We start from the raw sequence: 18,452 nt of genomic DNA, 5'->3' as shown, positions 1-18,452 counted from the left end.
CCGACATTGAGCTGCGGCGCCGTGCGGAGCTGAATTCAGCGACGGCGCAAAGCCCAAGCCTTCCACCACATAGGACGCGGTCCCCATGGAGCCCGGAATGAGTCCCGGGCGCCCGGCAGACGCGTCAATTGCGCCCTTCCGGCTCAGCCACACCTGCTTGCCGTAGTGGGTTTCCTGAGCCGTGTAGTTGTGGTGGCAGTTGATGTGCTCCAGCTCCTGAACCGCTGTCCCGGTCCACTGCGTAACGCAATGAATGACGCGGTCCATCATTTTCACGCGGTTCAGCAACGCGAAGTCCTGCGCCCACCGAAGCTGGCGGATATACTCCTCGAACTCGTCGTCGCCTTCGGTGAGGTAGGCCAGGTCATTGTCCGGCAGGGTGATGTTGCGCTTCCGGCACTGCTCAAGGGCCACCCGGATGTGCCGCTGGGCGATCTTGTTTCCGACGCCGCGGGATCCGCTGTGGAGGAAGAGCCAAACGTCCTCATTCTCGTCGAGGCTCACCTCGATGAAATGGTTGCCGGATCCGAGCGAGCCCAGCCCTTACTGCGTCTTATGAGCCAACTCCGTCCTCCGCTACCGGGGTCTCATAGGACCTGAGCCATCGCTCCAGATCCCGCGGTCTGGTGAAGCGAAGCACGGGCAACCCGGCGTCCTGATATTCACGGATCCTCCGGCGCTTGCTGGCAAAGGACGTGAAGTGCCAGCGAATGATCGAGTCGTGTGCGATGACCCGGCGGAAGCTCTCCGTGTTCCCGTTGCAGACCTCTTCCCGCAGCACCATGCGTCGCAGTGTCCTGCGGACCAGCCGGGAGAGCGAGAGCCAGCGCGGATAATCCAGCGCAACGATGACTTCAACGCGCGGAATCAGGTGGTCGGACCACTTCCGGTAGAAGCTGTCCAGCACCCAGGCATCCCGCGAGGCGATTTCCTCAACCATGCGGAGCTGCTCGGCGGGATCCCGCTCCGCCCATCCCGGAAGCCACCCGATGTCCGAGTCCACGGATGTCAGCGGCAACCCGGTAGCAGCGGCATAGCGCTCAGCCGCTGTTGTTTTCCCGGATCCGGTCACGCCGAAGAACACCACCCGCTGGGGAGTTATTGGAATCACGCTCCCATCCTCGCACTCGAGTGTCTACCCAAGGATGAGACCCTATTTCGGCTCACTGGATGCGGGTGGAAGACTGGGAGCGTGGCGCACCTCGACATTTCCAACATCGACTACTTTCTTTCCGATGGCCGCCAGTTGCTCAACGGCGTCACCTTCAAGGTCGGCGAGGGCCACAAGACTGCCCTGATCGGTCCCAACGGCACCGGAAAGACCACGCTCCTTCGCATTGTTGCCGGCGATATCACCGCCGATGAGGGGGCCATCACCCGCTCCGGCAGTATGGGCATCATGCGCCAGTTCGTGGGCCAGGTCCGCGATGACACCACGGTGCGGGACCTGCTCGTCTCCGCGGCGCCGCCGGTGCTTGCAGCGGCCGCGAAAAAGATCGACGACGCTGAGCTCGCAATGATGGAGCACGACGACGAACCCACCCAGATGCGCTATGCCCAGGCGATTGCCGATTGGGGAGACGCTGGCGGCTATGAGCTCGAAACCACCTGGGATGAAGTGACGATGGCTGCGCTGGGCGTTCCGTACGATCGCGCGCAGTACCGGGCGGCGTCGTCGTTATCCGGAGGAGAACAGAAACGGCTCGTCCTGGAGGCGCTGTTCTCCGGTCCAGACGAACTGCTCCTCCTCGACGAGCCGGACAACTACCTCGACGTACCCGGCAAACGGTGGCTCGAAGCGAAGCTCAACGAGTCCAGCAAGTCGGTCCTCTTTGTCAGCCACGACCGTGAGCTGTTGGACAATGCGGCTACCCGGATCGTCACGCTGGAACCCGGCGCACTCGGCGCCTCCAGCTGGGTGCACGGTGGAGGTTTCAGCACCTACCTGCAGGCCCGGACGGACCGCAACGCCCGTTTTGAGGAACTGCGGCGACGTTGGGATGAGGAGCACATCAAGCTCAAAGAGCTCGTGAACATGTACAAGAACAAGGCCGCGTTCCGCTCGGACATGGCTAATCGCTACCACGCCGCCCAGACGCGCCTGGCGAAATTCCTGGAGGCAGGGCCGCCGGAAGCGATCCCGATCGAGCAGAACGTGAACATGCGGCTCAAGGGTGGCCGCACAGCCAAGCGGGCCGTCGTCGCGCAGAGACTGGAGCTGACGGGGCTGATGAAGCCGTTCAGCACCGAGATCTGGTTCGGTGACCGCGTCGGAGTGTTGGGCTCGAACGGGTCGGGCAAGTCCCACTTCCTTCGCCTCCTCGCCGCCGGCGGCACCGACCCGGAGAAAGAACATGAACCGGTGTCCGAGGTGAGCATCACACCCGTGCCTCACACCGGCGTCGTGAAGTTGGGTGCGCGCATTCGCCCTGGGTTCTTTGCCCAGACCCATGTGCGTCCGGACCTGCTGGGCCGGAGCCTGCTCGACATCCTGCACCGCGGCGACGATCACCGATCAGGTCTCGGCCGGGAGGCGGCGTCGGGAGTACTGGACCGCTACGGGCTGGCAGGGCAGGCGGAACAGCTGTATGACTCGCTTTCCGGCGGGCAGCAGGCACGGCTGCAGATCCTGCTCCTCGAACTGTCCGGCGCCACGCTCCTGCTCCTCGACGAGCCCACGGACAACCTCGATCTCCATTCAGCCGAAGCCCTGGAACGCGCTATCGACGCGTTTGAGGGAACCGTGCTGGCCGTGACCCACGACCGCTGGTTCGCGCGGAGTTTTGACCGCTTCCTCGTCTTCGGCGAGGACGGCAAGGTGTATGAATCGGAAGCTCCTGTGTGGGACGAAGGCAGAGTGCAGCGGTCGCGCTAGGACAAGGCCTGCACTTATCCACAGCACTATCCGGGGCACTGGCCGCTCATAGTAAATTGTCTCCGGGGGCAAACTAGTGATCGTCCTCATCATTCTTTCGTTGGGGGACAACCATGAATCCAGAATCCGTCGATCGCCCTGCCCTTCGGCCGCTGCCGCCAGCCACTCCGCGCGTATCGAGCCCTACACGCCGATCTGGGTCTTAATGTCCTCGGGATGCCGCTGCAAATAGGCGCTGTAGGCTGGGGCGTCCCGCTCGCTCTGACGGGAATCGCGGTACTCACGCTGTGGTTCCTTGGTAGGCGGAGCGCTCGAAACCAAACAAGTATCACCAGTACGCAGGCGTGGATGCTTTCGGCGGTCAGCGGACTGACACTTGCACTCGTCGGCTTGTTGCTTAGCTTCCTCTTCGCAGTCCGGATCTCCGAGAACGGCATGTCTGCTGTCCTTACGAGCGCCTCCTTGCCATTGTTCTTCGGGGCCCTTGCCATCGGAACACTCGGCAGTCGCTTGGGACATCATCACGGGTCGGCGACTACACACGGCATTCTGCAAGCAACCGCGAGGCGACGCGCAGGCGCGGAAATACTGGCGAGCGTGAGGATCTTCTGCCTCCATTACATGGCCTACACGCTCGTGAGCGGGCTTGTACTGTTCATCTTTGCCACGGTGAAAGGCGGAGCAGCAGCGGCATTCTCAGCACCGCTCTGGCTACCCAACGCCGCCGGCTGGGCCTACGGAATCGGGCATCTGTCTTCCGTCAGCAACGCCACCAGCCAGGGCACAGATTCCATGACGCTGTTTGATCTCCCATGGTGGGCCGCCCTGCTGCTTATCCTGTTAGCCATTGCGATCGCTTTCGTCGCATCGATCGCCTGGGCAGCTGCGCGAGCCTCCTACCGGCAACGGGAGGGTTGGATGTCATGGGCCATCCTGCCGGCTATTTTTCTGTTGGGTGGGCTCCTAATCACTCTGTTCACCTCAGTGGTCTTCGGTGTCAGGGGCGGCGCATTGTCGTTTTCGGGCACTCTGGCACTGGCTCTCTGGACGCCGCTGATCATGGGTTTGTGGGGAGCCGCAATTGAAGTTTCGGGACGATACCTGGCCCCGGTGGCAGTGCCTTTCCTGCCCGCCATTATCCACCGCTGGTTCTCCGGTCCCACAGCAACCGCCGACTCCGCAGTCGCCGGCACCGATACCGGGCGCCAGGTGGAGGAGGTCCCGGGCTCCGGCGGGCGGGAGACCAAACCATTAACCGCCCATGCCAAGAAAAGGCTGCGGATTGGCACAGCAATCGCGGGAATCGTCATCGTCCTGATTGTGGCTGCCACTGTTGCGTTCAACATTCTGAGCGCCACAACCTATGGGCCCCAAGCGCACGTTGAGAAGTACCTCAAGGCGCTCGAGGAGGGGGATGCGAGCGCAGCGGTAGCGCTGCATGATCCAAATGTGACGTCCGAGGAGCGGTTGCTGCTGGATGACGGCATCTTCGGTGCTGCTCAGAACCGCATAACCGACCATGAGATTCGCGACGTCGAGTTCTCGGGTGAATTGGCGACTGTTACGGCGGAGGTAACCCAGGATGCCAAAAGGGTGCCACTTACCTTCACCCTGGAGAAGGCAGAGCGAACGGCGCTGTTCTTCCACAACTGGACGGTGACCCGCGGGACGTCCTGGACCTTGCCGATCCAAATGCCTGAAGGCGTGGACCTGGTGACGGTGAACGGCGTGGACGTGGAGCTGTCCCAACAGCTCGGCCAGCAGGCTCCGGGCGCGTTCTCATTGCCGGTCCTGCCGGGCGACTATGTGCTGACTCCGCCGGAAGGCACCAAATATGTGACGTTGGGGGAGGAGCAAACCATTACAGTGTCGGCTGATCCGGCAAGCAGTGTTGGGGAAGGGGCCCTTTTCCAGCGCTCCATGACGGATGCAGTGACGGAAGATGCGGTGGCTCAGGCGAGGGAATTCCTTCAGACCTGCGCCGACTCCACAGAGGCGGCGCCCGAGGGCTGCCCAAACAGAGCGTTCACGTTCGGCGACGACGAGGACTATCGCAATTTCAGCTGGTCAATTACCCAGGAGCCTGAGTTCGAGGTGTCGGAGAATTGGGATGGGTCCCTGGCGCTGTACGTGACGGAAGGCGAGATGACTGCCACCTATGAGCGGAACACTCAGTGGCAGGACGACGAGCCGGCCGAATGGGAGCCGGAAGAAGACACCGCGAGCCTCTACTTCAGCGCGGCCGTGCAGATTGATGGAGACCAGCTCACCCTCAGCTTCAAGGATTAGCGGTACGTCGAGCCGGGCGTGTTTCTTTTGCCCGAGTTTCAGTGCGGTCCGCCACCGTAGCGGCGGCAACCTGTTGTCATCTCCATCACACTGCCTGCCCTGGGTAGCCCCTTCCGAGCCCGTGCGCCTACGGTTTAGAGGTGCAGAGCAACGTCAATTCAGCCATGTGGGCTACCTTCGCCATTTTCGGTCTCAACGGCCTCGTATTCGCCAGCTGGGCGGCCCGGATTCCATCTGCGTCGGACACGCTGGAGCTGAGCGACGGCCAGACGGGCGCGCTGCTGCTTGTTGCGGCGATCGGGTCCATGGTGTCGTTGCCGTTGTCGGGCGGGATCGCCGCACGGATCGGGGCAGCGAACACCGTGAGGCTGGGCGGAGTGGCCGCCACTATCGCCGCCTCCACCATTGCCGGCGGACTCGTCACGCAATCCGTGGTGGTTGCCGCCATCGGCCTCTTCATTTTCGGCCTCGGTATTGGCCTCTGGGATGTTGCGCAGAACCTGGAAGGCGCCGACGTCGAACGCCGGCTCATGCGCACCATCATGCCGAAGTTCCACGCGGCGTTTAGCGGTGGTGCCTTCATCGGCGCGCTCACGGGAGCCGGTCTCGCGGCCGCAGGCGTAGAGCTATCAACCCACCTGGCGGTGGTTGCGGTGCTGGTACTCATTATTTCGCTGTGGATTCCGCGTTACTTCCTGCCTGAGGACCCTCACGCCGGGAAACATGACGACGCCGAGACCTCCCCTTCCGGCGGATTCGCCGCCTGGAAGGAGCCGCGCACGCTCCTCATCGGGCTGGTAGTGCTCGGTGCAGCGCTCACTGAAGGTGCTGCAAACGACTGGGTGGCAAAGGCAACAGTGGACGGCCTTGGTTCCACTGAAGCCGTCGGTGCGCTGATGTTCGGCGTGTTCGTAGCCTCAATGACCCTCTTCCGCTTCGTTGGCGGCGGCTTCATCGACCGGTTCGGGCGGGTGCGGGTGCTGCAGGTGAGCCTCGCGTCGTCGCTGGCCGGCCTGGTGCTCTTCGTCTTTGCACCCACTGTGCTTCTTTCCGGAGTCGGAGCGGTTCTGTGGGGAACGGGCGCCGCGCTCGGGTTCCCCATGGGAATGTCTGCCGCCGCGGACGAACCGCGCCTGGCTGCTGCCCGCGTGTCGGTGGTTTCCACGATCGGGTACACGGCATTCCTCGCTGGGCCTCCGCTGCTCGGATTCCTCGGTGACCAGGTGGGAATCCGGAATGCCCTACTCGCCGTCGGAGTGGCTGTATTGGCGTCGTTCCTTGTAGCGCCTGCCGCGGCCGAGCGCCCCGCGGGCGAACCGAGGGGCGCCGGCATCCGATCCTGATGACGGAGCGGCGCGGTTAGCGGCCCAGCTGTCAGTGACGTCCGGACCGGCCGGGATCGGCGTCGTTCTTCCTGTCGCTGCGCGTCCCCTGGTCGTTGCGTACGTCAGGATCGATCTCATCCGCGTGGCGCGCGCGCTCTTCAGTTTCCCGGCGCAGGCCCTGGGCATCGTTTTGCCGCTGTTCCGCTTCCTTGCGCAGTCTTTCGGCGTCCACCTCGGCCTGCTGGGCATCGGCGTCAGCGCGGGCGGCGCGTGCCTCACGCTCACGGGCTTCCAGGTCCTTGGCGTGCGCCTCTTCCCGAATCTCGTTTGCGTGCTCGTGGTCTTTCCGGCGCTTCTCCTGATCGTGTGCGTGCTTGCGCTTCCGTCCAAGGAATACGATCAGTCCGATGATGAGCAGCACCACGAGGATCCCGATGATGATCCAGACCCACATCATTGCGTCCATTGCCTTCGCCTTCCTATAAATGGCCGCCGCGTAGGCGGCGAGCCAATTGAGCGGCGCCCAGAAGGGACGTCATGTAGTAACTCTCGACCCGCGGATGAAGGTCGTCAAGGGCTCCGGATTCGCGGCACGGCCGTCATTTCCCCGGCACGGCCGCTCATTGGGCAGAGATACTCCCTCAGGACGACGTCGGCAGCGACCTCAGGTAGCTAGGCTCAGAACGGCTGCCCACAGAGCGGTCGCAACTACAGACAACGACGAAAGAATCAGATGAACTCCCAGCCGCTGATCGAGCGATTTTCAGTAACCCAGAAGGTCACCCTCATGGTCAACCGGTACGAGGTCCGATCCGTCGATCCGGACGGAAATCCGGGGGCGCTCATGGCTCTTGCGCAACAGAAGCGGGCTGCCTTCAAGGAAGAGGTTCGGTTTTTCACGGACGAGTCGAAGAAGACGCAGCTATTCTCCTTCAAGGCTCGCCGGCGTCTTGACCTGGGAGCAACCTATGATGTGCTCGATGCGCAGGGAAGCCCGCTTGGCAGCTTTCGCAAGAACTTCGGCTCCTCGCTGCTGCGTTCCACCTGGGAGCTCGAAGCACCCGGAATTCAGGCGGTGGGCAGCGAACGGAGCCAGGGCGTCGCGATCGCTCGCCGTGTGTGGGAGATTGTGCCGTTCCTGGACGCCATCCCGGCGCCCTTCCTGTTCCACTTCGATTTCCGCGATCCGACGGGCCAGCTTGTCCTGACTTCGGAGCGGCGCGCTTCACTGCGGGACAGGTATGACGTTAATGTTCCCGGCGGACGTCTCGACTGGAGGCTCGCGGCAGCGATGGCGGTTGCGCTGGACGCGCTGCAGTCCCGATGAGTGCGGTTGGTACAAAGAAAACCGTTGCCGTCAGGATAAGATATGTATACGGTGTCTACATGCTGTTTTCCTAGGAGCCGCCCCCTCCTCATGACATCGCGCAGCGGCACAATTTGCCGCCACCGGGTCGCGGACCAAAGCTGTCCGCGATCCCCTTCTTCCCGTAATTCCGAAAACCTAGGGTTGACCCATGACGATTATCCAGGCTGAAGGCCTGACCAAGACCTATAAATCGAAGAGCGGCCCGGTGCATGCACTCGCGGGCCTCAACCTTTCGGTCCCGCAGGGGACCGTGAAGGCTCTGCTCGGGCCCAATGGCGCGGGCAAGACAACGGCGGTCAAGGTACTCACCACCCTGATCAAGCCTGACGAAGGCACAGCACATATCGACGGCATCGACGTCGTGAACAACCCCAAAGCGGCCCGGCGGATCATCGGAGCATCCGGTCAGTATGCGGCGGTCGATGAAAATCTCACCGGGTTCGAGAATCTGGAGATGGTGGGCAGGCTCTACCACCTCGGTGCGAAGACCGCACGCAAGCGGGCACAGGAGCTGATTGACCAGTTCGAGCTCACGGAAGCAGGGAACCGGCCGGTCAAGGGATTCTCCGGCGGCATGCGCCGTCGTATTGACCTCGCCGGAGCGCTGGTCATCAACCCGAAGATCCTGTTCCTTGACGAGCCGACTACCGGACTGGATCCACGAAGCAGGCTCGCGCTGTGGGAGATCATCTCCCAGCTGGTGAATGACGGGACCACGCTGCTCTTGACCACCCAGTATCTTGAGGAGGCGGACCACCTGTCAGATGACATAGCCGTGATTGACGGCGGTAAGGTTATCGCCGAGGGCACTTCGGATGAACTGAAGGCGCAAATCGGCGGACACCGGGTGGTCGTGACGCTGGTGGATGAAGCAGACGCCGGCGCGGCCCGTGAAATCCTCGCGCGTCACGGTGACGGCACTCCTACCGTCAGCGAGCGCACCGTGGAGGTGTCCGTCGTCGACGGACCACGCGCGCTGCAGTACGTGCTTTCCGATCTGGGCCAGGCAAACATCCAACTGCACGACGCCGGGATGCGCCGGCCCACGCTTGATGACGTCTTCCTCAAGCTCACCGGCCACCGGGCCGAAGACGAGGCCAGCAAGAATGACGCCGAAATGGAGAAAGCCCAATGACCGCGGTCAGCCAGCCCGCCTACGAGAGCGTAGGGTCGCCTCTCTCTCAACTGTTCTCGGACGGCTGGATCGCCACACGCCGCAACCTGATCAAGATCAGGCGCGTGCCGGAGATCCTCGTTTTCACCATCCTCCAGCCCATCATGTTTGTACTCCTGTTCAGCCAGGTTTACGCCGGCGCAATGAACGTGCCCGACTACGTGAACTTCCTAATGGCCGGGATCTTTGCCCAGACCGTGATTTTCGGCTCGACGTTCTCCGGGGCAGCCATGGCACAGGACCTGAAGGACGGCATCATCGACCGCTTCCGCACCCTGCCGATGAGTCCTGCAGCAGTGCTCATCGGCCGTACCAACGGTGACCTCGTGATCAACAGCATTTCGATGATGATCATGATGGGCACCGGCTGGCTGGTCGGTTGGCGGGTCACCACCTCGGTGTGGGGTTTCCTGGGCGGCGTGGCGGTCCTGCTGCTGTTTTCCTACTCCTTCAGCTGGGTGATGGCCCTTCTCGGGATGAGCGTCCGCAGCCCGGAGGTCATCAACAACGCGTCCTTCATGATCCTGTTCCCGCTGACGTTCATCTCGAACGCCTTCGTTCCCATCCATACCCTGCCGGAGGTTCTGAAGAACATCGCTGAGTGGAACCCGGTGTCAGCCCTTGTGGAATCGGCGCGGCAACTGTTCGGGAACACAAACCCCGACTTCCCTGAGCCCACCGCATGGACCCTGCAGAACCCGATCATCACCGTGATACTGGGAATCATCGTGATGCTTGCCATCTTCGTGCCGCTCTCAGTGAAGAAGTTCAAGTCCATCAGTTCCCGGTAACAGATCAGCCGTCGACGGCGGCAGCCCACCGGGGCTGCCGCCGCCTGTCGCTGTGAGGCGCTGCGTCAGACTCTGCGCCTCACCCAACCCCGTTGGCTCGCCTCCGCGATGGCACCCGACCTCGTCTCCACACCCAGCTTTCGGTAGATATGGAGCAGGTGTGTCTTGATGGTGGTTTCGCCGATGAAGAGCTTCCGGCTCAGCTCGCGGTTGCTCAGTCCGGAGGCGAGGAGTTCAAGGATCTCTGCCTCCCTCGGAGTCAGGGCTGTCTCGGGCTGCTGCATCCGCTTCAACAGGACAGATGCGACGGGCGCGGAGAGGGTTGCCTGGCCGCGCGCCGCCGCCCGGATCGCCGCATAGAGCTCGGCCGGCGTGGAGTCCTTCAGCAAGTAGCCGGTGGCTCCCGCGTCGATCACCCGCACAATATCCGCGTCGGAATCGTAAGTGGTGAAGACGAGGACCCGGATGTCCGAAGCTTCCGCCGTGATCTGCCTGGTCGCTTCAATGCCGTCCATTCCGGAGCCGATAACCAGGTCCATCAACACTACGTCCGGCCGCAGGGAAAGTGCTTCGCGCACTCCATCGGCACCGTTCGAGGCATCGCCCACAACGTGAAGGTCAGGCTGCGTCTCGAGGATGGCCCGGAGCCCGGCACGCACCACTTCGTGGTCGTCCACCAGCAGGATGGCTGTCATCTGATGCCTTCCCTGGGAAACCATGCCGTGACTACGGTTCCGTCGGGAGGCGAGCTTTCCACTGTGAAGGTGCCACCGAGCTGCTCGGCACGCTGGCGCATCGCCCGGATGCCGTAGCCCGAATGCTCAGCCTGAGTGTCAAACCCCTTGCCGTTGTCGAAGAGGTCCAGGCTGACGCCGTCGTCGACATAGGTCAGAGTGAGGACTGCCCTATCAGCACCCGAGTGGAGCCGGACGTTGGCCGCTGCGCTTTGCGCTATGCGCAGGAGCGCATGACTGGTTTCTGGACGGAGCTCATATTCCTCGCCAGTGACAGTCAATTGCAGTGCGGGAATGTCCCCGGTGGCGGAGCGCAGCGCTTCGGCAAGGCTCCTGCTGGTGAGCTGCGGGGAGGTGAGATTGTGCACGAGGCTGCGGGCTTCCACCAAACTTCCCCGAACGGATGCCGTGGCCTTGATCAGATGCGAACGTGACGAGGACCGTTCGATTTCCCATAGTTGATCGGCCGCCTCCAGAAGCAGCACAGACTGTGTGAGGTCCTGTGTGACCGTGTCATGTATCTCCCGGGCGAGCCGTTCGCGTTCCGCCAATGCACCCTCCCGCTGCTTGCTGGTACTGAGTTCGGTCTGCGCTTCGGTGAGCTCGTCGAGCAGCTTTTTGCGTGCAAGGCTCTCCTGCTCAACCCTGTTGTAGACGGCGAGCATGAGTACCGCGACGGCAACCGGTCCCACAATGAGGGCGATGTCCGGGCCGCCGGTCAAACGTGCCAGCGCAGCGATCATGACACCTACAACCAGCACGAGGGAGATGCGGGCTTCCCAGCCGGTCAGAAGGTGCCGGCAGGCGAAAAATAGAGGAAATGCGCACCAGACGAAACTCGGCGCCATGAAGGCAAGGGTTCCCCAGAGCAGAAGCACCGCCATCAGCCAGGTGCCGGCGAAGCTGCTCGCAGCCATAAGAATGCTTCCGCCGGAATATACGCCTGCTAGAAGAATGGACAACACGAGCAGAAGCACCCACTCCTCGCTGAGCCCATGCGAAAAAGGTACCGAACCGCGGAAGTGACCAGAAGCAGGTAGAAACCGGCGTGCATCCACATCAGAACGTTGGCCTTGCCGCGAAACTGCAAAGTCATGGAGAACGCCGATCAGTAGCTGTGATTGCTGTGATCCTAGCGCGGAGCAGGCTCTGGTGCGTCGTCCAAAGGTAGGAGGCTAACCTGCCCTTGAGTACGAGCAGAATGAGTTCGCCCAGACGATGTACCCGTGCGGGCTTGAGCGGGACACTAAAGGTCCAGGCAACTTCCAACCCCAAGGATCATCATGTCCAGCCCCAGCCTTCCCCGCCTTTCCTTCGCTTTCGCAGCAGCCGCCGTGATGACGGTTGGCCTCGTTTCCTGTTCGTCCGCCGATACCCCCTCGACGGAGGCCAGCGCTGAAGCTTCTAGTGGCGCTGCTTCGGAGCCGGTGACTGCCGGCGAGCCTGCACCTGCTGCATCAGAGCCCGCGGCATCGGCGGAAGATGCCGTGCTCAGCATGCCCCGGCTGAGCATCGAGGCCGCCACAGAAGCAGCACAAGCTGCTCTTGCGCAGTGCCAGGCGGACAACCTGGGATTCGTTTCAGTAGCCGTTGTTGATCGATTCGGTCAGGTGCAGGTGCTGCTTCGCGGCGATAATGCCGGTGAACATACGATGGAATCAGCGCGGCTGAAGGGATATACGGCCGCCGCGTTCGGCTCGAATACCTCTGAGCTGACCGAACGCGCCGCCGGAGATGGCGCCACTATCCGGGACATTCCCGGCACCCTATTCCTTGCCGGTGGTGTCAGTGTGAAGGCGGGCGAGGCATCAATAGCAGGCATTGGCGTCGGAGGTGCGCCGCAGGGCACCGCAGACGAGGCGTGCGCCCAGGCCGGCCTTGACGCTATCGCGGATTCTCTTGGCTAGATTCACTGTCATCGCCTGCGCAGTCCTGCTGCTCCTGGCCAGCGGGTGCACCGCGGCGCCGTCGCTGTCTTCGCCACCGGCTACGGCACCCGTTACGCCTCCGGTTATCCAATCAACGACGCCGCCTGCCGCCTCCGCGGTTCCGGCGCCGCAGCCCGTCCCTGCCAGGCCATCCGCTCCGTCGGCGGACCCGGAAGCATTCTCCGTGCTTGCCACGCAGGCAGCAGGGGATTCGCTTGACTTGATCGATCCGGGCAACGTGACCGATCCGGTGGTGGCGAGCGTCGTCGTCGGGCAGGCACCGTGGGATGTCGCGGTGAGCGGCACGCGGGCCTTCGTCTCCACTGCCGAAGGAGTGGCGGTAGTCGACCTTGTGGAGCGGCGTCGTATGTCACTGATCCCGTATGCGAATCCGGCCGATTCCATCTCGCAAGGGGAGTATCGGCCAGGCGGTACGGGTATTGCCGTGAGCGCGGACGGAAGCACGGTTTATGTGGCGGTGCTCCGGGCGGACGGCACCTCAGCGCTGGAGAAGATGGATGTCCAGGAAGGGCGGACCATCGGTACCGTTGAGGTGGGACTGCGGCCGTTTGACATCCTGCTCTCCGCCGACGGCTCTGAGGTCTACACGATCGACCATGATTCCTTTTCGGTCCACATAGTCACTACCGAAACCCTCGCCGTGCGGCGGATCGAGGTAGCCCCGTTCGGCACACAGGGCGGCCTGGCCTCCTGGGAGAAGCCGCACTATGGCGCAATTGACGACGCCGGGAACCTCCTCCTGCCCTATCAGGGCCTGGCGCTCGCCATCGTCAACCCCGCCTCGGGTGCTGTCTCCGTGGAGGAGATGACCGCCAACTCGCATCAGCACGGAACGGCTCTGGTTGACGGGACCCTTCTTGTGATCGGAACGGGGGCATTCGGCAACGCCACTGGATCCCCGAACCTTACGGTTCGGGATACAGAAACGAACGCTGAGCGAATCGTGCCGCTGGGACGGCTGCACGAGACGGTTGTGCCGTGGACCGATCCCGTAACCGGCAAGGACTATGCGATTCTCTCGGGGGGTTACACCCGGGACGGCTTCTGGTCCGGTGTCACCCTTGTCGATCTCGAAACGTTCGAGCAGCAGGAGCTTGCGGTGCCAGGGAGGCCGCAGTCGCTTGCCGTGATTCCCGCCGCCCCATGAAAGTTTTTGTCGCCTTGTTGAGGCGTTGAGGCGTTGAGGCGGCGGAGGCAGCAAGTAGGCGACAAAAACTCGGCAAGGGGAGCGGATATGACTCAAGATATCCACATATCCGGGCACGGCTGATTTTCCCTAGGTGCGGCGTGGCATCAAGGGATGATGAAACAACCCCATCCCTTACCTTTTCCACTGGATCTGCGCCCGCTCACGGTGCGGGAGTCGATGGCCCGCGAAATCCCCTATTCGCGACTCCGTGCGAAGGACCTGACTGCGCCCACGAGGGGCATCCGTGAAGCGGTCGGTCAGAACGCTGACGTTCTCAGCCGCGCCGAAGCCTTCATACAGCTCAATCTTGGCTCCTGTGTCAGCCACGTGAGTGCCGCGAGAATTCACGGCATCGCGGTGCCGGGTCAACACGAGGATGTGTTGCATCTCGCACGCCCTGCACGCAGCTCTCTTACCCGTCAACGGGTTGCCAGTTACAAGTGTCTTCCGCACCTTCGTCGATCTGGGAACCCTGTTGCACCTTGATGACCTGGTGGCTGCGCGTGATTCGATTGTCAGCGAGAACCACCGCCATTTCGGAGAGCCTCGCCGCCCCGTGATCCCCGTCGCTGGGCTTCGAAAACTGGTTGAGCACACGAGCAAAATTCACGGTATCCGGGCGGCACGGCTTGCGATCGACCTGATCGAGCCCAGGTGAACTCAACAAACTGGATCTTCGGAAGGGGGAGCAGTGGATTACTTCGCTGGCGCGCAGGGCACTGCGTTCCCAAGGCTGGCCCGGGTAGCCAAGCGAGCGCCGTCGTCGCCCGGAGTTTTTCAAATAGGGGTCATCCTTTTGATGGACGCATGCCGCGTCCAAGATCATCCGGTTGGTCGGTGCCCTTCGCGGTGAAGCTCCGTAGGGTTGTGTGTATTCCAAAACTTTCCCTTCCCCAAGGATGCCCATCATGATTGAGGCAGCAGAACTGTCCAAGCGCTATGGCGCAAAAACGGCGGTAGACCGTATCTCCTTCAACGTTAAGCCCGGCCGCGTGACTGGTTTTCTCGGTCCCAACGGCGCCGGCAAGTCAACCACAATGCGCATGATCGTCGGGCTCGACAATCCCTCAGGCGGCGACGTCCGCGTCAACGGCAAGCACTACGCCAAGCACTCCGCACCCCTGCGTGAAGTCGGCGCCCTGCTCGATGCCAAGGCGGTCCACACCAAGCGCTCCGCCTACAACCATCTGCGGGCGATGGCTGCCACTCACGGCATCCCCAATAGTCGGGTCAAGGAGGTCATTGAAATGACCGGTCTTGGACCTGTGGCGAAGAAGCGTGTCGGAAGTTTCTCCCTCGGTATGGGCCAGCGGCTCGGCATTGCCTGCGCGCTGCTTGGAGATCCGCATACCGTGATCCTCGATGAGCCGGTCAACGGACTTGACCCGGAGGGCGTGCAGTGGGTCCGGCACCTCGCCAAGGGCCTTGCGTCCGAAGGCCGTACCGTCTTTCTTTCCTCCCACCTGATGTCGGAAATGGCGCTCACAGCGGACCACCTCATTGTCATCGGCCGCGGCCGGATCATCGCTGATGCTCCCATCAGCGAAATCCTCGACGCACAGGGTCAAACCCGCGCCCGGGTCCGCACTGACCGACCAGCCGAGCTGGTGCGGGCGCTGGCCGCGGACGGCGTTTCCACCCAGCAGCTTGAACCGGAACTTCTCGAGGTCACCGGGGCGAACTCGCGCCGGATCGCGGAGGTCGCTCTTGACCACCAGATCCTCGTCTACGAATTGACACCGCTGCAGGCCTCGTTGGAGGACGCATACATGCAGCTCACCTCCGATGAGGTCGAATACCACTCACACACTCTTCCGGAGGCTCCTTCCGGCGCCGACTCCAAGGAAGGCAAGTAACCATGTCGCATACAGCAACTGCACCCGCACCGGAAACTGCCGGCTCCCACCGCGGCCCCGCCAAAGGATCCGGCGTGAACTTCACGCGGGTACTCAAGTCCGAGTGGATCAAGGTGACAACCGTCCCCTCGACGGTGATCATGCTGAGCATCACCGTGGTGGTCATGGTTGGCCTGGCGGCGCTGTTCGCCTGGCAGACAACTATCCTGTTTGATCTCCAGTCCGATCCGGAAGTGGCTGCCCAGGTGCAGGGAGCGCCGGACGCAACCTCGATCGTTTCCACCATCCCGGGCTCCGGACTGATCTTCGGGCAACTGCTCATGGGGTCCCTGGCAGTGGTCCTGATTGCCTCCGAGTGGGGCACCGGGATGATCCGGTCCACCATGGTCGCGGTCCCCAAACGTATTCCGGCGCTGCTGGCGAAGCAGCTCGTTTTCGCTGTCATCGCATTTATCCTCGGCGCGGGTTCAGCTTTCGTCGGCTACCTCGTTGCACAGCCGATTCTCGCCCCATCTGACCTGGCCTTCGGCCTGGATACTGACGGCGTGCTGCTGCACATCATCAACACGGGTTCGGTTCTGGCCCTGGTCGCCATCATTGCCATGTCCATCGGAACCCTCCTGCGCAACACCGCCGGCGGAGTTGTAACGACCATTGGCCTCCTGTTTGTCCTTCCGATCCTCGTGGCCACGTTGCTGGCAGGTATCGCTGACTGGATCCCTGACGCCGCGCGGTTCCTACCGAGCAGTGCCGGCGAGCAGATGGTGGCAATCACCATCGCTGAAGACGCCCTCAACCAGTGGCAGGGTGCGCTGGTACTCGGCGGCTGGGCTCTCGTGCTGCTCGTCATCTCGGTGGCGGTCACCAAGAAGCGCGACGTCTAGACGAGTAGACCTGCGCACCACATAAGCTCACTCCATGAGTGAAAAAGCCTTGGTGAAGGAGACTGCGGAACGAACGGCCGCCGTCTCCTTCACCGAGATTAACGCCCGGCGGCTCGGCCCCATCCGCCGGTACTTCCGGTCACATCCGCGGGTGATGGATGTCGCCGTCGTCGTGCTGTTCCTTGTTGCCAGTGTGCCCAACGTCGTCCTGGCAGCAGACCTTCCCCTGGGGTGGTGGGGTATAGCGGCTCTCGGCGCCGCCGCCCTCATCCTCTTCTTTCGGCGCCGACGGCCACTGGTTGTCCTGGCGCTGTTGTGTTTGATCGAACCCGTGGCGCTGCTGATCTCCGACGGGCGCGCAACGGTGGGCATCAGCATCTGGTTTGCGCTGTACGCGGTTGCGGTGGCTTTCCCTATCAAAATTGCAGCTGTGGCGTTTGCTGCCGCACTGGTCACCTCGGTGATTCCCCTGCCCTTTATCCCGGACCTGATGCCCGACGACGCTCCCTTCCTCATCTGGGTTGTCGTGGGATTCGTGGTCATGTGGTACGTCGTGGCCGTCGGCATCGGCATGACCGTCCGCCGGGAGAGGCTGCATGAGAATGAGTTGCGCGAGTGGGCTGAACGCAACGCGGAACTTGCCTCCGCGAACGAGAGGAACCGGATCGCCCGTGAGATGCATGACGTCGTCGCGCACTCCCTGTCGGTGATGATCGCGCTGTCCGATGGCGCCGGCGTCGTTATGAAGCGGGATCAGGATCGAGCGCGGGAGGTACTGGCGGAGCTCTCCGCCACCGGGCGCACAGCGCTGGCGGATATGCGGCGGGTACTGGGTGTTCTCCGTGAAGGACCGGACGCGGCCCCGCTCGCGCCGCTGCCGGCCGGCGGTTCACTCGCCGGTCTCCTTGAGGGATTTCGCGCGGCAGGGCTGCCTATCCGGTTGCAGTTGAGTGGGCCGGGCCTGCCCGAGGATGCCGCCTTCCAGATGACCGTCCACCGCATTGTCCAGGAGTCATTGACCAACGTGTTGCGGTACGCGAAGGGGGCCACCACGGTCGACGTCCTGATCGCCAGACTGGGCAGCACCGTCAGGGTACGGGTGTCCGACGACGGCCGCGGCGCCATGGAACCGCTGCCGTCAGTGGGAACCGGGCAGGGAATCACGGGCATGCGTGAGCGGGCCGCCATTTACGGCGGCACAGTGAACTGTGGGCCAACGCCGTCCGGCGGGTGGGTTGTTGCCGCAGAACTACAGGTGCCCATTGAGAACCGACAGGAGGAGATTGCGTGAGCGAGCCGACAAGGGTGCTGCTGGTGGATGACCAACCGCTGCTGCGGATGGGCTTTCGCCTGATCCTCGAGGGCGAGGAAGACATGCACATCGTCGGTGAGGCCTCCGACGGCGCTGAGGCTGCACGTCTGGCAGCACGGCTGGAGCCGGACGTCGTATTGATGGACGTCCGCATGCCGGTGATGGACGGGATCGAGGCCACCCGGCGCATCACGCAGTCAGGTGCGTGTGCCCGGATCATCATTCTCACAACCTTCGACCTTGATGAGTACGCGTTCGCCGGGCTGCGGGCAGGGGCTTCAGCCTTTCTCCTCAAGGACGTCGCGCCCAACGAGTTGGTGCAGGCCGTCCGGGTGGTTGCGAGCGGTGATGCCGTAGTTGCGCCGAGGGTCACCCAACGGCTGCTCGAGGAGTACGTACGCTCCCGCCCCGACGCGCCGAAGCCTCCCCGCGACCCGCTTTTGCAGGACCTGACGCCGCGTGAGCTCGAAGTTCTTGGTGCCATCGCGGAGGGGCTTTCCAACGCGGAGCTGGCACACCGGTTCTTCCTCTCCGAAGCCACCGTGAAAACCCATGTGCGCCGGATTCTCACCAAACTTCATCTGCGGGACCGCGTCCAGGCCGTCGTGTATGCCTACGAAACCGGTCTGGTTACCCCAAGCCAGGGGCTCGATTTCTGAGCTTGCCGGCCTCCGGGGCAGCACGCGGCGGCCAGTAGGCTTGCAG

General features: G+C 62.8%; 17 protein-coding genes and 1 pseudogene. 13 read left to right on the top strand and 5 right to left on the bottom strand.

Translation table 11 applies throughout. The features are described from left to right. Positions 1–6: 6 nt before the first annotated feature. Both ASH00_RS04850 and ASH00_RS04845 read right to left on the bottom strand, forming a co-directional pair. Positions 7–540 (bottom strand): annotated as a pseudogene (locus tag ASH00_RS04850) (RtcB family protein); the annotation flags it as partial. 13 nt (positions 541–553) lie between these two features. Next, the gene (locus tag ASH00_RS04845) at positions 554–1,111 is read right to left on the bottom strand and encodes an adenylate kinase (RefSeq protein WP_200954742.1); all 558 of its coding nucleotides are present in this window, start codon (positions 1,109–1,111) and stop codon (positions 554–556) included. A gap of 81 nt (positions 1,112–1,192) precedes the next feature. On the opposite strand from ASH00_RS04845, the gene ASH00_RS04840 reads away from it, so the two are divergent. From ASH00_RS04840 to ASH00_RS04830, 3 genes are all read left to right on the top strand, one after another. Next, a complete protein-coding gene (locus ASH00_RS04840; RefSeq protein ID WP_056545546.1) occupies positions 1,193–2,875 on the top strand; it encodes an ABC-F family ATP-binding cassette domain-containing protein in 1,683 nt (560 codons plus the stop codon). Positions 2,876–3,472: 597 nt separating this feature from the next. After that, the gene (locus ASH00_RS04835) at positions 3,473–5,164 is read left to right on the top strand and encodes a hypothetical protein (RefSeq protein ID WP_162252841.1); all 1,692 of its coding nucleotides are present in this window, start codon (positions 3,473–3,475) and stop codon (positions 5,162–5,164) included. Between the two features lie 164 nt (positions 5,165–5,328). Beyond that, positions 5,329–6,507 carry an MFS transporter gene (locus ASH00_RS04830; protein ID WP_056546659.1) on the top strand — a complete coding sequence of 393 codons (1,179 nt, stop codon included), beginning with the start codon at positions 5,329–5,331 and terminating at the stop codon, positions 6,505–6,507. Between the two features lie 31 nt (positions 6,508–6,538). On the opposite strand, the gene ASH00_RS04825 is transcribed toward ASH00_RS04830, so the two are convergent. Continuing rightward, positions 6,539–6,955, bottom strand: coding sequence for an EGFR-like transmembrane domain-containing protein (locus tag ASH00_RS04825; RefSeq protein WP_056545540.1), 417 nt, complete (start codon positions 6,953–6,955; stop codon positions 6,539–6,541). A 267-nt stretch (positions 6,956–7,222) separates the two neighbouring features. Between ASH00_RS04825 and ASH00_RS04820 the strand changes: the two genes are divergently transcribed. From ASH00_RS04820 to ASH00_RS04810, 3 genes are all read left to right on the top strand, one after another. Then, on the top strand, positions 7,223–7,816 hold the full coding sequence (locus ASH00_RS04820) for a hypothetical protein (RefSeq protein ID WP_056545538.1): 594 nt from the start codon (positions 7,223–7,225) through the stop codon (positions 7,814–7,816). 190 nt (positions 7,817–8,006) lie between these two features. After that, the gene (locus ASH00_RS04815; protein WP_056545536.1) at positions 8,007–8,993 is read left to right on the top strand and encodes an ATP-binding cassette domain-containing protein; all 987 of its coding nucleotides are present in this window, start codon (positions 8,007–8,009) and stop codon (positions 8,991–8,993) included. Then, positions 8,990–9,823, top strand: coding sequence for an ABC transporter permease (locus ASH00_RS04810; RefSeq protein ID WP_056545534.1), 834 nt, complete (start codon positions 8,990–8,992; stop codon positions 9,821–9,823). The genes ASH00_RS04815 and ASH00_RS04810 overlap by 4 nt, the downstream gene beginning before the upstream one ends. Before the next feature lie 65 nt (positions 9,824–9,888). Here the strand turns inward: ASH00_RS04810 and ASH00_RS04805 are convergent, their stop codons facing one another. Together ASH00_RS04805 and ASH00_RS04800 are read right to left on the bottom strand one after the other, a co-directional pair. Beyond that, entirely contained in the window at positions 9,889–10,518 is a 630-nt protein-coding gene (locus tag ASH00_RS04805; RefSeq protein ID WP_056545532.1) for a response regulator, read from the bottom strand. Continuing rightward, on the bottom strand, positions 10,515–11,474 hold the full coding sequence (locus ASH00_RS04800; protein WP_056545530.1) for a sensor histidine kinase: 960 nt from the start codon (positions 11,472–11,474) through the stop codon (positions 10,515–10,517). Before ASH00_RS04800 ends, ASH00_RS04805 begins: the two co-directional genes overlap by 4 nt. Positions 11,475–11,840: 366 nt before the next feature. On the opposite strand from ASH00_RS04800, the gene ASH00_RS04795 reads away from it, so the two are divergent. From ASH00_RS04795 to ASH00_RS04760, 7 genes are all read left to right on the top strand, one after another. After that, positions 11,841–12,464, top strand: coding sequence for a GlcG/HbpS family heme-binding protein (locus ASH00_RS04795; RefSeq protein WP_200954741.1), 624 nt, complete (start codon positions 11,841–11,843; stop codon positions 12,462–12,464). Then, positions 12,457–13,653 (top strand): YncE family protein, encoded by a 1,197-nt coding sequence (locus tag ASH00_RS04790; RefSeq protein ID WP_157358998.1) that lies wholly within the window; start codon positions 12,457–12,459, stop codon positions 13,651–13,653. Before ASH00_RS04795 ends, ASH00_RS04790 begins: the two co-directional genes overlap by 8 nt. A gap of 469 nt (positions 13,654–14,122) precedes the next feature. Beyond that, positions 14,123–14,353 carry a hypothetical protein gene (locus tag ASH00_RS16615; protein ID WP_157358997.1) on the top strand — a complete coding sequence of 77 codons (231 nt, stop codon included), beginning with the start codon at positions 14,123–14,125 and terminating at the stop codon, positions 14,351–14,353. Between the two features lie 250 nt (positions 14,354–14,603). Next, positions 14,604–15,551 carry an ABC transporter ATP-binding protein gene (locus ASH00_RS04775; RefSeq protein ID WP_056545515.1) on the top strand — a complete coding sequence of 316 codons (948 nt, stop codon included), beginning with the start codon at positions 14,604–14,606 and terminating at the stop codon, positions 15,549–15,551. Between the two features lie 2 nt (positions 15,552–15,553). Beyond that, positions 15,554–16,435, top strand: coding sequence for an ABC transporter permease (locus ASH00_RS04770; RefSeq protein ID WP_056545514.1), 882 nt, complete (start codon positions 15,554–15,556; stop codon positions 16,433–16,435). A 34-nt stretch (positions 16,436–16,469) separates the two neighbouring features. Then, positions 16,470–17,726, top strand: a complete 1,257-nt coding sequence (locus ASH00_RS04765; RefSeq protein ID WP_056545513.1) for a sensor histidine kinase — start codon at positions 16,470–16,472, stop codon at positions 17,724–17,726. Further along, positions 17,723–18,406, top strand: coding sequence for a response regulator (locus ASH00_RS04760; protein WP_082565885.1), 684 nt, complete (start codon positions 17,723–17,725; stop codon positions 18,404–18,406). Before ASH00_RS04765 ends, ASH00_RS04760 begins: the two co-directional genes overlap by 4 nt. Positions 18,407–18,452 lie beyond the last annotated feature (46 nt).

The organism is Arthrobacter sp. Soil782, assembly GCF_001428435.1.
Taxonomy (GTDB): domain Bacteria; phylum Actinomycetota; class Actinomycetes; order Actinomycetales; family Micrococcaceae; genus Arthrobacter_D; species Arthrobacter_D parietis.
This window is presented reverse-complemented; position numbering and strand designations above follow the sequence as displayed.